The 13,447-nt window shown below is 70.3% G+C and carries 13 protein-coding genes and 2 pseudogenes; 8 read left to right on the forward strand and 7 right to left on the reverse strand.

Annotated elements, in window-relative coordinates; genetic code table 11:
• Positions 1-13 precede the first annotated feature (13 nt).
• Positions 14-654 (forward strand): annotated as a pseudogene (locus O1G21_RS42025) (winged helix-turn-helix domain-containing protein); the annotation flags it as partial.
• A 47-nt stretch (positions 655-701) separates the two neighbouring features.
• Positions 702-2,096: an endonuclease domain-containing protein gene (locus O1G21_RS40555; RefSeq protein WP_270151827.1), complete on the forward strand. Its 1,395-nt coding sequence runs from the start codon at positions 702-704 to the stop codon at positions 2,094-2,096.
• Positions 2,097-2,400: 304 nt separating this feature from the next.
• On the opposite strand, the gene O1G21_RS40560 is transcribed toward O1G21_RS40555, so the two are convergent.
• Positions 2,401-3,279: an ATP-binding protein gene (locus tag O1G21_RS40560; protein WP_270150674.1), complete on the reverse strand. Its 879-nt coding sequence runs from the start codon at positions 3,277-3,279 to the stop codon at positions 2,401-2,403.
• 83 nt (positions 3,280-3,362) lie between these two features.
• Between O1G21_RS40560 and O1G21_RS40565 the strand changes: the two genes are divergently transcribed.
• Together O1G21_RS40565 and O1G21_RS40570 are read left to right on the forward strand one after the other, a co-directional pair.
• Positions 3,363-4,406: an IS630 family transposase gene (locus O1G21_RS40565; protein WP_270150673.1), complete on the forward strand. Its 1,044-nt coding sequence runs from the start codon at positions 3,363-3,365 to the stop codon at positions 4,404-4,406.
• A 97-nt stretch (positions 4,407-4,503) separates the two neighbouring features.
• Positions 4,504-5,412 (forward strand): annotated as a pseudogene (locus O1G21_RS40570) (IS630 family transposase); the annotation flags it as partial.
• A gap of 22 nt (positions 5,413-5,434) precedes the next feature.
• Here the strand turns inward: O1G21_RS40570 and O1G21_RS40575 are convergent.
• The 5 genes from O1G21_RS40575 to O1G21_RS40590 form a co-directional block, all read right to left on the reverse strand.
• The gene (locus O1G21_RS40575) at positions 5,435-5,974 is read right to left on the reverse strand and encodes a GNAT family N-acetyltransferase (RefSeq protein ID WP_270151829.1); all 540 of its coding nucleotides are present in this window, start codon (positions 5,972-5,974) and stop codon (positions 5,435-5,437) included.
• 273 nt (positions 5,975-6,247) lie between these two features.
• The gene (locus O1G21_RS40580) at positions 6,248-7,270 is read right to left on the reverse strand and encodes a tetratricopeptide repeat protein (protein WP_405000861.1); all 1,023 of its coding nucleotides are present in this window, start codon (positions 7,268-7,270) and stop codon (positions 6,248-6,250) included.
• On the reverse strand, positions 7,198-7,584 hold the full coding sequence (locus O1G21_RS41945) for a tetratricopeptide repeat protein (protein ID WP_405000862.1): 387 nt from the start codon (positions 7,582-7,584) through the stop codon (positions 7,198-7,200). Before O1G21_RS41945 ends, O1G21_RS40580 begins: the two co-directional genes overlap by 73 nt.
• Positions 7,482-7,778: a tetratricopeptide repeat protein gene (locus O1G21_RS40585; RefSeq protein WP_270151832.1), complete on the reverse strand. Its 297-nt coding sequence runs from the start codon at positions 7,776-7,778 to the stop codon at positions 7,482-7,484. The genes O1G21_RS41945 and O1G21_RS40585 overlap by 103 nt, the downstream gene beginning before the upstream one ends.
• A 553-nt stretch (positions 7,779-8,331) precedes the next feature.
• The gene (locus O1G21_RS40590) at positions 8,332-8,922 is read right to left on the reverse strand and encodes a DUF6939 family protein (RefSeq protein ID WP_270151833.1); all 591 of its coding nucleotides are present in this window, start codon (positions 8,920-8,922) and stop codon (positions 8,332-8,334) included.
• A 213-nt stretch (positions 8,923-9,135) separates the two neighbouring features.
• Here O1G21_RS40590 and O1G21_RS40595 point away from each other — a divergent pair, with 213 nt between their 5' ends.
• On the forward strand, positions 9,136-9,840 hold the full coding sequence (locus O1G21_RS40595) for a hypothetical protein (RefSeq protein WP_270151835.1): 705 nt from the start codon (positions 9,136-9,138) through the stop codon (positions 9,838-9,840).
• Positions 9,841-11,301: 1,461 nt separating this feature from the next.
• Here the strand turns inward: O1G21_RS40595 and O1G21_RS40600 are convergent.
• Positions 11,302-11,751, reverse strand: a complete 450-nt coding sequence (locus O1G21_RS40600) for a DUF6210 family protein (protein WP_270151836.1) — start codon at positions 11,749-11,751, stop codon at positions 11,302-11,304.
• Positions 11,752-12,004: 253 nt separating this feature from the next.
• On the opposite strand from O1G21_RS40600, the gene O1G21_RS40605 reads away from it, so the two are divergent.
• The 3 genes from O1G21_RS40605 to O1G21_RS40615 all read left to right on the forward strand — a co-directional run bounded on the left by O1G21_RS40605 (position 12,005) and on the right by O1G21_RS40615 (position 13,432).
• Positions 12,005-12,502, forward strand: coding sequence for a hypothetical protein (locus O1G21_RS40605; protein ID WP_270151837.1), 498 nt, complete (start codon positions 12,005-12,007; stop codon positions 12,500-12,502).
• Between the two features lie 284 nt (positions 12,503-12,786).
• Entirely contained in the window at positions 12,787-13,110 is a 324-nt protein-coding gene (locus O1G21_RS40610; protein WP_270151838.1) for a hypothetical protein, read from the forward strand.
• 1 nt (position 13,111) lies between these two features.
• On the forward strand, positions 13,112-13,432 hold the full coding sequence (locus tag O1G21_RS40615; protein WP_270151840.1) for a hypothetical protein: 321 nt from the start codon (positions 13,112-13,114) through the stop codon (positions 13,430-13,432).
• Positions 13,433-13,447: the final 15 nt, after the last annotated feature.

A 13,447-nucleotide genomic window follows, 5' to 3' on the forward strand; every position in this document is an offset into this window, starting at 1 on the left:
ACTCATTGGGTGAGTGATCATTCTGCTCAGCGGGTGGCGGGGTCCGCCTCGGCTCGCTCGCTCACGGCGGCACGCTGACCGGGAATGGTCACGCCTGATAGGTCGAGGCGCTTGTTCATGTCGCAGTGCAGGACGGTGTTCGGCTGACCTCCGGGTGAGCGTGCGATCGGTGGAGCGGTGGCGTCAGGCCTGGCGGCAAAGAGGTTCGGCCGGCTTGGAATCGAAGGGACCGCAGTCGCCGTCCCGGCTCAGTGAGCGCCAGTTCGCCCAGGTGGATCGGGACTTGGAGAAGGGTCCGCTCGCTCACGGCTGGGAGGACCAGCGGTGGACGCTGGCGCGGATCAAGACTCTGATCGGCCGCCGGTTCCACGTCTCGTACACCGTCCAGGGCGTGTGGAAGCTGATGCCACGCAACGGCTGGTCGTGCCAGCAGCCGGTCCGCCGGGTCATCGAGCGCGACGACGGGGCGATCGAGGTGTGGAAGAAGCAGGTGTGGCCGCAGGTAAAGGCCTAGCGGCGGCGCTCGGGGCCTGGCTGGTGTCCGAGGACGAGGCCGGGGTCTCGATGACGCCGGCACGGGCCCGCACCTGGGGACGCCGCGGCCGAACCCCGCCCCTGGACCGGCCCTGCCAGCGCGGTCGTGGCCACTTGTCGGCGGGCAAGCTAACAAACCTGCCCCGTCCCGCGCATACAGTTTCCCGGTGACCCGCCCCGACCCGTACGACGTCCTCGCCCAGTGGCTCGCCGCCGGCCTCGGCAAGCACGGCCGCGCCCTGCAGGGCACCACGCCCATCCGCTACGAGGCCGACGTCCGGGACTGGCTGTACTTCACCGAGGAGACCACCGGCATCGGCGCCTGGAACGCCAACGAGTCGACGGCCTCCACCTGGGCGTACGCCCCGGCCCTGCGGCCCCCGAACCCGGACCGGCCCTCCCGCCGCCCCCTGGCCCCGCGCGTCTCCCTGCACAACCCCGCCCGGCGCCTGGCCGCCCTCGCCGCCTTCTACGCCTACGCCGCCGGCGCCGGCCACATCCCCCAGCCCCCGTTCAACGCCGCTGCCCTGCGCCCTGCCCCCGCCGCGCTGCCCCGCACCGCGCCGCTCACCCTCGAACAGGCCGCCGCCCTGCAGTACGCGGCCGACGACGTCCTGCCCGGACGCCACCGCCGCGGCCCCTACGACACCGCCCCGCACCGCGACCGCCTGCTCGTCCACATCCTCCTGGACGGCCTGCGACCCCGCCAGGCCGTCGGCATCGACCTGGAGGACCTGAACGAGGAGGACCCGCACCGCCGGATCCGCACCCTCACCTGCCCCGCCCCCAAGGGCGACGGCACCATCACCCACCAACCCTCCCGCGAGGTCTGGCAGGCCATCGCCGACTACCTCCCCCACCGCGTCGACGGCCGCGACCCCGAAACCGGCCGCCGCCCCCTGCTCACCAGCCGCAACGGCCGACGCCTGGACTCCAACACCATGCCCGGACGCATCGTCAAAGCCATCGCCGCACGGGTGCCGGAACTCATCTTCGAACCGAACACCGTCACCCCCGACCGCCTGGCCATGGCCCCCGCCGTCCTCCTCGACCACCCCCTCCCACCCGCCGGTCCCGACGGCTGGGCCCCGCCGGACGTCCCACCCCTCGAACGCCTGCGCCTCGACCTGCGCCACGCCCTCGACGCCGCCCCGCTCTGCCCACCCGCCGACGGCGGCTGCCCCGCCGACTGCGAACGCTGCGCCGTCCGCAAGCGGATGTGGGCGCAGTGGGAGCAGCGCTGGAACGTCGGCGCCCCGGCCTACCTGTCCTGGCCGGTGCCGCCGTACGACCACCGCCAGCGGCCCGCCGACCGCCTCCTCGCCTACCACCAGAGCCGCTGCGCCGTCTGCGGTGCCACCCCCGCACCCGGCCGCCCCGCCCACACCGAGGACCACGACCCGCACACCGGCCTCACCCGCGGCCTCCTCTGCCACCGCTGCCACCCCCAGGCGGAGCGGGGGGCGGCACCGTTCTGGGTCCGCTACCACGAGCAGCCGCCCGCGGCTGTGCTCGGGCTGGAGCTGCGCTACCCGGCGCTGGCAGGGGGGCGGGGGAGGTAGACACCCGCGCACGCTCGACGGCGGGTACGCGGCGGCCCGCACCGAACCCACCCCCGGAACTGCGACGACGGGCACAGGCCATGGATCCGTTTCGCCGCCCGGGAACAACCGCCGGGGCCGTGAGCCGCAGTCGAAGCGTCACATCGCCCGCCCACGGCAGAAGTGCCGACAACGGCCGACGCACCCTCAACGCCCAGCACGGTGCCCAGTACCAGCGGTCAACGGTCAGTTCGTCGGTCCTAGTGCTGCTCCGCGGAAGTTCGTGGAGGGGTGTTGGTAGGCAGGTCTGGACACGTCGGATGTGTCAGGCGAAGGAGAATTGCGCGGCGGCTGCGGCGGGCGTGGTCGCTTGGCCACGTCCGGGGACATCGTGAACGGTGGTTGCGCCCTCGGAGCGGAGCTGGTCGGCACTGGCGTCTCGGGCCATGGCCGCGGCGTAGGCGTGGACATCTGCGGCGGTGAGGTCGGTGCGGCCTCGCTCGGTGTACTGCTGGAGGAGGTCGGTGACGTCCGGGTTGAATCGCAGCATGGTCACCGGCACGTTGAAGCGCCTGGCGATGGCGATGAGTCGTGCGCGTGCCTGCGGGGTGACGTTCGTTGACTCGGCGATTGCGTGGTGTCCGGTGGCGAGCCTGGCGACGATCCTGCGGTCACGCTCCTCGAAGATCCGTGCGTCCGCCGCGTCGGATTCCGCTTCCGCGGGTGAGGTGCCGAAAAGCTCCGCGCGGATCTCGTCACTGGACACCACGGCTTCCGCGTCGATCTGCCGACGCGCGATCAGTGCCCGAACGAAGCTGGTCTTGCCCGAGGCTGGTGGGCCGACGAGGACGACAAGTCCTGCTGGCACCCGAATGGCCGGCGCGAGAGCGTTGAGGTAGAGGTCGCCTGCGCAGTCCAGGGCTTCCTCCGGAGAGCCGACTGGCAGTCCGCTGGGCAGGATGTTGTCCCGGTAGCTGTCGTTGCTGGCCAGATAGAGGGCGAAGCCCCAGGTGTGCAGCACGCCGGTGAAGCGCAGTCGACACAGCGGCAGACTCTCCTCGCCGGGCAACTCGGCTGCCACATAGGCGAATCCTGCGCGAAAGCGGACCGTGATGGCGTCCACCTGGGGCCAGCGTTCGCGGGCGTGGCGGTTAAGACGCTGGCGCAGGTGGTGCTGCATCGATTCCGGGGGGTTCTTCGGCACGGGCCCATCCTGCCGGGTGCGGCAGCGGCCCGCCATGATCGTTGGCCGTGGAGGGTGGGCGACAAACGGGGACAGCGGTGGCGGTGGCGATCGATTCGCGGGTCCGCGAGCGGCTGGTGCGGACGGTGGCCTCGGCGAAGTCCGAGGTGCGGGCGGTGTTGCGGGCCCGGATCGTACTCGCGGCGGCGGACGGACTCGCCAATGGCGCGATCGCCAGGGAGCTGGAGGTCAGCGTGAACACGGCGCGCAAGTGGCGCGGGCGGTTCGCCGCACAGGGCCTGGACGGCTTGCGGGACGTCGAACGGTCGGGACGGCCGAAGATCTACGGGCCCGAGGTCCGCGTGGCGATCGTGGCCACGGCAACCAGCATGCCGCCGCATCCGGAGGCGACCTGGTCACACCGGGCCATCGCTCAGCGCGTGGCCGACACCTGCTTCGTGTCGGTCTCCGCCTCCCAGGTCGGCCGGATCCTGGCCGGTCTGGACCTGAAGCCGCACAAGGTCCGCGGCTGGCTTACCCGCCGGGACACCCCCGACTTCTGGCAGCGAGCGTCCGGGGTGTGCGCCCTCTACCTCGACCCGCCGGAGGGGGCGGTGGTGCTTTCCATCGACGAGAAGACCGCGATCGCCGCCCGTTCACGCCGCCATCCCGGTCGTCCCACACGCCCCGGTAAACCCGTCCAGCAGGAGTTCGAGTACCGGCGTCACGGCACCGCCTCCCTCGTCGCCGCTCTCGACGTGCGCACCGGTGAGGTCCTCACTGAGGTGATCACCCGCAACAACGCGGCGACCTTCACCGCCTTCCTGGACCAGCTCGACCGGGCGATCGCTCGTGGCAAGGAGATCCACGTCGTGCTCGACAACGGCTCCTCCCACACCGCCAAGCACACCAAGGCGTGGCTGGCCGCGCACCCGCGCTGGCACGTCCGCTGGACCCCGCCGCACGCTTCCTGGCTCAACCAGGTCGAGCTGTTCTTCTCCGCCCTGACCCGCCGGGTCGTGCGGCACGGCGACTTCGCCAGCCGCGACGACCTGATCGAGAAGCTGGAGGCATACGTCATCGGACACAACGAGACCGCCAAGCCCTACCGCTGGACCTACGAAGGAACCCCGCTCAAGGCCGCCTGATCAACCCCCTCCACGAACTTCCGCGGAGCAGCACTAGCAACCGATGCGTGGGACGATGTCCGTGTTCCCTAGTGCCGTGACCGCATAGGTTCGCCGGGTCGGCCTGGCCTGCCTGGGCCCTCAGTGGGCGGGAGGCCGTCCCCGCCTGCTCAGCACTGACGACGAGGACTTCGTCATCAAGACGGCCACCACCCGACCTACCAAGCTCGGGCAGCCCTTCACCCGCTGGTCCATCCGCAAACTGCTCGCCTACCTGCGCAAGGTCCATGGCCGGGTGGTCCGGATCGGCCGCGAGGCCCTGCGCTGCCTGCTCGCCCGACGCGGCGTCACCTTCCAGCGCACCAAGACCTGGAAGGAGTCCACCGACCCCGAGTACGATGCCAAGCTCGACCGGATCGAACACGTCCTGGAGTACTTCCCCGACCGCACGTTCGCGTTCGACGAGTTCGGCCCGCTCGGTATCCGCCCCACCGCGGGAAGCTGTTGGGCCGAGCAGGGCCGGCCTGACCGGCTCCCGGCGACCTACCACCGTACCCACGGCGTCACGTACTTCCACGGCTGCTACTCCGTCGGCGACGACACCCTGTGGGGAGTCAACCGCCGCCGCAAGGGCATCGCGAACACGCTGGCCGCGCTGAGGTCGATCCGGGCCGCCCGTCCGGACGGTGCCCCGGTCTACGTGATCCTGGACAATCTCTCCGCCCACAACGGCAAGAAGATCCTCCGCTGGGCGAAGAACAACAACGTCCACCTGTGCTTCACCCCGACCAACGCCTCCTGGGCGAACCCGATCGAGGCGCACTTCGGCGCACTGAGGCAGTTCACGCTCGTCAACTCCAACCACCCGAACCATACGGTCCAGACCCGCGCACTGCACCGCTACCTGCGCTGGCGCAACGCCAACGCCCGCCACCCCGACGTCCTCGCCGCCCAGCGCAAGGAACGCGCCCGCATCCGCAGCGAGAAAGGCCTCCGCTGGGGCGGCAGACCCGCTCTCGCCGCGTGATCAGGCGACCGAGCGCGGAGCGTCACATTTTCGTACCCCGGGCGATCCGATACAGCACATTCCGACGCAGTGGCCCCTCGGGCGCGGCGGGGTCGTCGAAGTCGTCAGCGGGATCCCGGGTCATGCCGATCCGGCGCATGACCGCCTGGGAGCGGAGGTTGGTGGCTGTCGTTACCGCCAGGATTTCGGGGAGTCCAAGGGCCTCAAGGCCGAAGGCCAGACCCGCCACGGCGGCCTCGGTAGCGTAGCCCTGGCCCCAGGCTGAACGAGCGAGCCTCCAACCGATCTCCACCCCCGTGAACGGCATGCCGTCATCCACCTGGTCCAGGCCCGCGAAGCCGATGAACTCGCCCGTAGCCAGTACTTCGAGCGCCCACCATCCGTAGCCTCGCTCGTCGAACTCGGTCTGGAACCGTGCCACGGAGGCATCGCTCTGTTCACGGGTCAGCAGGTCACCCAAGTGCTCGCGGACCTCGGGATCGGCATTCATCGCCGCCCACGGTTCAAGGTCAGAGTCCTGCCATCGACGGAGGATGAGGCGATCGGTACGCAATTCAGTCATGTTGCCAAGCCAACGTGGGCCTCGGTCCCAAGGCAATCCATTTTCCTCAGGGCTGTTACCGCCCAGCCGATGGGACTCAACACGCCCCCAGGGCAGCGAGGCGGTCACTGACCCGGTGAACCTTCGCGGTCACAGCACTAGCCCGGTTCGCCGGCGATCGCTGGGCCGTGACGTCTGAGGCCTGAGGACGTCCCGTGTCAGGAGCTCACCGGTCCGTATGTGGAGCCGAGGACGGGAATTTTCCGCGGAAAATCCGAGGACAGACTGATCCGCTCACGATCCACTGCCCTTCGCGAGCCCGGTCTGCGCCACGCTGCCCGCCGCTCGAGCCGTCGCGGCGAGACTGCGGTGGTGGGCAGCCGCCTGGGGCTGGCCGTCAACAGCCAGGGCGTCGGCGGCGAGCCGGTAGGCGTCCGCGAGCGCCGGGCCGTAGGCGGTGGGAGCGTCGGCGAGGCACAGGCCGACGGTCTGGACGGCGGCCCCGGCGTCGCGCCACGCACCGGCCGTGTCCTCCGGTAGGAGGGTGCGGCCTCGCGCCGTCTGGACGGCTGCCAGGCTGACGCGCGTGGCGACCAGTTCCCCGTTGTCGGGAGGCAGCAGGCGGGCCCGGGCTTCGACGACGTCGGTCAACAGGGAGACCGCTTCGTCGCGGTGCCCGGCGTGGTGGTGGAAGCTTCCCAGGTTGCAGCGGGTCGCGAGCGTCATCGAGTGGTCGCTGCCGTGGAGGCGCTCGTAGTCGGCGGTGGCCTGTGTCCCGAGGGCGATGGCGTCATCCAACTGCCCCGCCTGGAAGTGGAAGGCAGCGAGGCTCCCGCGGCTGAGCAGCGTGTCGGGGTGGTCGGTGCCCTGGAACTGTTCGCGGGAGGCGAGCACCTGTCGACCGAGGATGACGGCCTCTTCCGGGTGTCCGGCCTGGTCGTAAGAGGCCGCGAGATCCGTGCCGCATGTCGATGGTGCGGCGGTGCTGCGTGCCCAGGACGCGTTCGTGGTCGGCCAGCGTCTGTCAGCCGAGGTCGATGGCGTTCCCCAGGAAGCCGGCGCCGATAGCTGGCGACAAGGTTCCCGCTGGTTCGAAGGGTACTGGGATGGTCGTTGCCCAGGACGCGCTGACAGTCCGCCAGAACGCGCTGGCCGAGGACGATGGCCTCTGCCAACGACCGGCGCCCGATAGCAGGCGGCGAGGTTGCCGCGGGTGACCAGGGTGTCCGGATGGTCGGCCCCGATCACACGTTCGCGATCAGCGAGGACCTCCTCTCCCAGCGCGATCGCCTCGTGATCCGGCCGGTCCGGCTCAATCCGAGCTCGAGATTGCTGCGGGTGGTGAGCGTGTCGGGATGGTCGGGGCCGAGGATCCGTTCGCGCTCCGCGAGCGTCTGCCGCCCGAGCGCGATGCCCTCGTCGAAGCGCCCGGCCTCGATGTAGTCGAGTGCGAGGTTGCTGCGGGTGGTGACGGTGGTGTGGTGATCGGTGCCCAGCTCCCGCTCGCGGTCGGCGAGTGTCCGCTCCCTCAGGGCGATGCCCCGATCGACGAGGCCGAGTTCCTTGCACGCGCTCGCCAGGTTGCCGCGGGTAGGGTGACGCGGTGCCCGGAGCCCAGCACCCGCTCGCAGTCCGCCACCGTACGTTCCCCGAGATCGACCGCCTCGCGGAAGAGGCCCGCCCTCCGGTAGGTGCTGATGAGGGCGGCGAGGTCCCGGTCGGTGTGGTCCTCGTCCGGCCATACCGCGGTGAGAACCTGGGCCGCGACCTGCGCGGTGCGGGTGAACTCGGGGCCGCTGAGGGTGTCCCGGATGGCGTGCTGCACGAGCTGATGGATGCGGACGCTGTCGAGAGGGCTGTCGGTGAGGTGGTCGATGAGGCTGAGGCGGTGGAGGGCTCTCAGCGCGCTCGAAGCCGCCGAGGACTCCCGGGATTTTCTGCGGAAAATCCGAGCGCGGTCAGCAGAGCGAACTGATTCCCGTCAGCCCGGGCGATAGCGGTCGTTGACGTGTCTGCGCGCTCGAGGCGTGTCGGTAGCCCTGGGCTGTCGCTCGGCAGCCGGACGGATCTGTACCGGCTCCGTTCGGTGCCCGGGATTTTCCGCGGAAAATTCGGGACGGCCGAGCGCCGGGTGCCGCAGGACTGGGAGCCCCCGGCAACCAGTGCTGCGACGCCCTCTCACCTCTGCGGTGTCAGGCACCGCGCCCGTCGTTAAGCAAGGCCGGCAGGTCGGCCTGCTGGGGTCGATCATGGCCCACCCTCGGCTGCCCGACGTTCCTCCGAAATTTTCCGCGGAAAATCAGCGGGTCACCATCCCTCGGCCACGGCCGAGCGCCCACGGAACCCCCCGCTCCCCGGAACCTCCGTCACTGGTCCGCTCATGGCATCCAGCCGGTGGTTACGGTGGAGACCTCGGCCTCGTCGTCCTCGTCGGGCCAGCGCCCCTCGATGTGGAGCTGGATCAGCGCGGCGTGGGAGAGCGGGCTCGCGTGATCGGTGACGTCCCCGTTGGTGGTGTAGTCCAGGAGCACGACGTCCTCCTTCTCCCTGAGCAGTTCAACCAGATCGGCGACGCAGTGCTCGAGGATCCACCGATAGGAGGGCAGATAGATCCGGCGCCGAGCCGTCTCGTAGGCCAGTAGCCGGTCACCGTGCAGACCGGCCCGGTGGCCTTGGACGGGTCCGTATCGACGCACGGTCCGCTTCAGCCCTCGCATCATGGTGATCTCGAGCCTCATGGGGTCGACATCGGCGTCCTGGAAGACCTTGAGGGCTTGCCAGATCCCTTCCACGGACTGGCTGGTCACTCCCTCGCTGTAGGGAACCGGGATGCCGCCGTGCGGGTAGAAGGGGCTCAAGCGCACCCACGGATCCGGTGCCTTGGACGTCACGTCGATGATCTCTGCGCCGGGGTATTCGGTGGTCAGTGACGCCATCCCACGGCGACGGCTGGCGATACGAATCGGCATCTGAATGAGGCCCCCTGGTTCGATGACAGCAGCTACCGAGCATCCCCGACGCCACTGACATCCCGCCCTTCCGTACGGCCGGGCAGCGCTGACGAGCTAGCGACGCGTGTGTGCCTATGGCCGCCGTCGGCGAGGACGAAGAGACCGTCCTATGCGAAGCCACGGCACCGGTGGGGGGAGTGGGTACGGAAGCCAAGGTGAGTACGGGTACTCATGAAGCGGCGGGACGGACCGTCCACGATTCGAACCATGGGGAATGGCATTCGGCAAGGCAGTAGGGGACGCAGGGCGGCCCGCGCGCTCGCGGTCCTCGCGGTGGCGGGTGCGGTGATGCTCGGCGGGGTGAAGGTCACCGGGGTGTGGGAGGGCGCTCCGTTCCCGGTGGCCGATCCGGCTGCCACCGCTGAGCATCTGAACAGCCAGACACTGGCCGTCTACGACTCGCTCGATGTGCCGAACGGGCTGGTGCTCAATCTGAGCAACAGCCTCGGGATCAAGGCCGACATCTATGACTGCCACGGGCGGGGGCTCTCCCACTTCCTCGACAACCTGGAAGACACCGCCCCTTACGAGCCCCGCACGGCGGCGATCAGCGCGGGCTTGACGGTTACCGGGCTCAAGCACCCGCAGGCCGCGGAGGCGCTGGAGCGAGCCCGCGGTGCCTTGACCGCGCAAGGATGGACGGTCGAGTCCCAGGCGGCGCCCGACCACATCCAGCTGAAACTGAAACCCCCGAGCACCGGCCCCAACGGCGTCTCCGACACCGTCTTCGTCGACTTCTACGACCCGAGCGGTTTCTTCACCATCGAGGCGCACGCGGAGTGCGCCCGCTACCTCGAGGGCACGCTCGTGGACTTCGAGGGGAAGCCGGAGCACCTGCCGTTCCTCTCGGTACCGGACCGGGTCCGCAGGGAGTGACCGCGATCCGCTCGGAGAGTTTTCCGCGGAAAATCCGGAGCCCACCGGAAACGGCAGCTGTGGCCTGATCGCTGTCCTACGGAACCGCCTGTAGGGAGGAGGGAACAGGAGCTGGGCCATCGGCTGCCGACCTGGGTCAAGGGTCGAGACGGCCCAGCCCGGCGCCCCAGCGGACCTCGGCTTCCTGGTTCCGATTTTCCGCAGAAAATCGGAACCCGCGGGAAGCCGTCTCCGGGGGCGGGCTTCCGGCAAAGAGACCGGCCACTGCGAGGGCCCTTGCCGGTGAGCCGTCTGCGGCTCCCGAACCACGAAATTTTCCGCGGAAAATCCGGAGCCCGCAGGCAAGGACCAGGCAACGCATCCGGCCTGCAGGGTCAACGGTGGAGCACGTCCCCCGGCTCCGGGCCGCTCCGATGGTCCCGGATCAGGACATGCCCCGTCCCGGGGGAGTCGGAGCAGTCCGGGTCATGCAGGTTCAGATCCGCGAGATCTGTCGGGAGGACGAAGTCAGTCCCGACGTACGCCGGGTCGAGGGTGAGGCTCACGCGCATACCGCTGCCGCCGTCCGACGGCTGGAACTCCTGGACGGCGGCGAGCGGTCGGGGCCCTGCAAGGCGCTGCCTGGACGCCCGTTCCCCACACCACCGCGCGACGGCCACCTCGGCGGACAACGCCGCCGCCGCGCACAAGGACTACCACTCGTCTCCCAGCAAGGCAGTGGCCCACCCGCCGGAGCGGGGCACGACCGAGGGTTCCCATGCGCCGGGTTGGTTCACGGTGACGGTCATATTCCGGTCGCCAGTGACCTCCAGCCGGGCCCGCAACCCAGGAGCCGGGGCAACGGACGGCGGCGGATGCAGCAGGTCCTTCCCGACAGCGACCAGGATGTGCGTCGCCAAGCTCCGGTCGCCTGGGGCGGCCCCAAAGAACATCCTCGGGTGTCTCCGGACCGTCGCGCCGAAGTCGGGTAGGTCGATCGTGATGTTGTCATACGCGCGCTCCGCCACGGTCCGACGCTATCGCCGCGACTGGACCATCGAACCGGGAACGGGCGGTCAACCTCTCCACGTCCATGCGGGGTGAGTTCGCTTCTCCGTGGTGGGCCCGGGGCATCACGGGAATCTCGTTCGCGTCGGCCAGCCCGGTGGCACGGAAGCCGATGGCACTCCCGTCCGAGGGCGCCGAATTTTCCGCGGAAAATCGGCCGGTCGGTTCCCGCGGCCGGGGAGCGCCCACGGCCACAGGACAGCCGACAGCCTCGGCGGGGTCGGTCGAGCAAAGCCGGAGACCGACCGAGTCGCCCTCTCAGCCCGTCATCGCCACACCACCGTGCCGTGCGCGTGCTCACGGAATCCGTCTCGGACATGGTCCAGGCGTAGCGGTAGAGGGGTCTGGATCCGGAACGGGACAACTGCCTTCGTCGCCCGATCGAGCAGTCCGACGAAGCCGTGCGCCACAGAGCTAATCGGAGTTCTCCCAGACCAGTACGCCGGGGCCGTCGGGAGTGACGACCGGGATCCAGGCTTCGGCCGCCTCCGCGAGTCGGGATTCGTCGAGGATCAGGGACGGCGGGTAGAGGTCGTCCTCGCGACCGGAGCCGTAGATGCCCAGGGAGTCGACGGCGGCTCGCAGCCGGGCCAGCACCTCGGGTGTCCACTCCGTACCCCGGACGCCCCATCCGTTCAGCTCGCCGACGAAGATCTCCTTCATCTCCTCGTCCAGGTCCGCCCCGTAGAGCGGGACGAGGTAGCCCTCCTGCTCGTACTGCGCGCAGGCGTGGCCGCCGCACTGGTTCTGGTAGACGACTCCGGTGGGCGCCGCCACGATGACGAACATCCAGCCCACGCCGCAGCCGTCGGGATCGAGGTAGACGTGTCGTTTCGGCCTGGCGTGGGAATGCGCGTCTGTCATCGGGTCAGTCTCCGCTGTGGGTCGGCCTGTAGCCGATCGGCGGAGCCGCTCCCATCACGTGGGTTCCGCGACGAAGGCCGTGAGGTCATCGAAGCAGTGCTGGAGCGTGCCGAACCAGTGGTTTCGGCGAGAGGCCGCCCGGGCGGACAGTGCGGAAAAGTGATCTGCCTCGTCCCGTCGGAATTTTCCGCGGAAAATCCAGCGGCGTGATCAGCCGTCGACCGGTGGCTCCGGTCGCTGACACGATGGCCCGATGTCCTCCTCCCCGCTCACAGAAGCCTGGCTGCGCGGCGTCGCCGCCAACCCCGCCGCGCCGTCCGATGTCCTGCTGCGTCTGCTGGCCCCGGAGGGACGCGCCGCCTGGCCGGTCCTCTGCGGGGAGCGTGCCCTTCCCTCCGACGTCGTCGAAGCGGTGCTGAAGCACCCTGAGCGGGCGGTCCGCCGCGCGTTCGCCCGTAACCGGTACGCCGATCCCGGGCAGCGCGGCCGGCTGGTCGACGACGCCGACTCCCTCGTGCGCGCGGCTCTGGCGGCGGGGCGAAGGCCGCATCTGGGCTGGACCGAGGTGCTGCCCGACGCCGTCCTGGAAGCCCTGTTGACCGCCCGGGACGACGAAGGCGGGCAGGTGCTCACCGCCGCCGAGATCCGGCAGGAGCTGGAGTTCTCCCGGCAGATCCCGCAATCGATTCCGCCGGGGGAGATGGTTCACCACCCGAATCCGGAGCTGCGGGCCCAGGCGACTGGCTTGTGACAGTGGCTCAGCCCCGCGCAGCGCGACGCCCTCCTGGCCGACCCTGACCCCGTGGTGTCCGAGGCCGCGCGCGAGCACAGCAGGATCCTGGACCCGGCGGCGATGGAGGCGGAGCTGCCCGAACGCGACTGCCACTACCGCCATCTGCTGCTCATCAACTACGCCGTCTCCCGCACCGTCGCCGAGCGGTGCCTCGCGCAGGGGCGCGACCTGTGGTCGCTCGCTTCCAACCCCTACACTCCGGGCGAGGTCGTCGCCCGCCTGGCGCGCGGCCCGATCCGGAGGTGCGCGAGCGGGTGGCCGCCCGGGCCGACCCGGATCCGGCGCTGCTGGCGGAGCTGGCCGAGGACCCGGACGCCACCGTACGGACCCGGGCCCTACTGCAGCCGCTGCCGCGGACCTGGCCGCAGCGTGCCGCCATCGACCGGGTCGTGGGCCACGCGGCCGAATGCATCGGGCCGGTCGGCGAGATGTTCCTCGAGCCGGAGCCGGACTGGTACGAGGCGTGCGCCATGTCCCCGCACCCCCTGCTGCGACGGGTCGCCGCGGTGTTGGCCCCGGCTGCCGCGGGAATTGGCGCACCGTTTGGCCGAGGACCCCGATCCTGAGGTGCGCCACCTGCTGATGCTGCCGCGGCTTCCGCGCACCGGGCTGGGGCACCTCCTCGGGCACGGCGATCCGGAGGTCCGCGCGCTGGCCGCTGCCGACCCCACCCTCGCCGAGCCGCCCGCCGCCCTGCTGGCCGACCCGGATCCGCGGGTGCGCCGGGCCGCAGCCGCCAACCCGCTGCTTCCCGTCGAGCTGATCGGCTCGCTCCTGGACGATCCGGAGCTCGCCGAAGGGGCCGCGGCCAACCCGCGACTGCCCGCCGAGCGCCTCCACGACCTGCTCGGCCGCAGCGGGTTGGCCGGCACCCCGCGGCCCGCGTGATCGGATCGGGGTGAA

This window comes from Kitasatospora cathayae (assembly GCF_027627435.1).
In the GTDB taxonomy this organism is placed as follows: domain Bacteria; phylum Actinomycetota; class Actinomycetes; order Streptomycetales; family Streptomycetaceae; genus Kitasatospora; species Kitasatospora cathayae.

Coding starts and splice junctions, on each gene's coding strand:
- O1G21_RS40575 (WP_270151829.1), bottom strand. CDS start 5,974: ATGACTGAATTGCGTACCGATCGCCTCATCCTCCGTCGATGGCAGGAC.
- O1G21_RS40590 (WP_270151833.1), bottom strand. CDS start 8,922: ATGCCGATTCGTATCGCCAGCCGTCGCCGTGGGATGGCGTCACTGACC.
- O1G21_RS40595 (WP_270151835.1), top strand. CDS start 9,136: ATGAAGCGGCGGGACGGACCGTCCACGATTCGAACCATGGGGAATGGC.
- O1G21_RS40600 (WP_270151836.1), bottom strand. CDS start 11,751: ATGACAGACGCGCATTCCCACGCCAGGCCGAAACGACACGTCTACCTC.
- O1G21_RS40605 (WP_270151837.1), top strand. CDS start 12,005: ATGTCCTCCTCCCCGCTCACAGAAGCCTGGCTGCGCGGCGTCGCCGCC.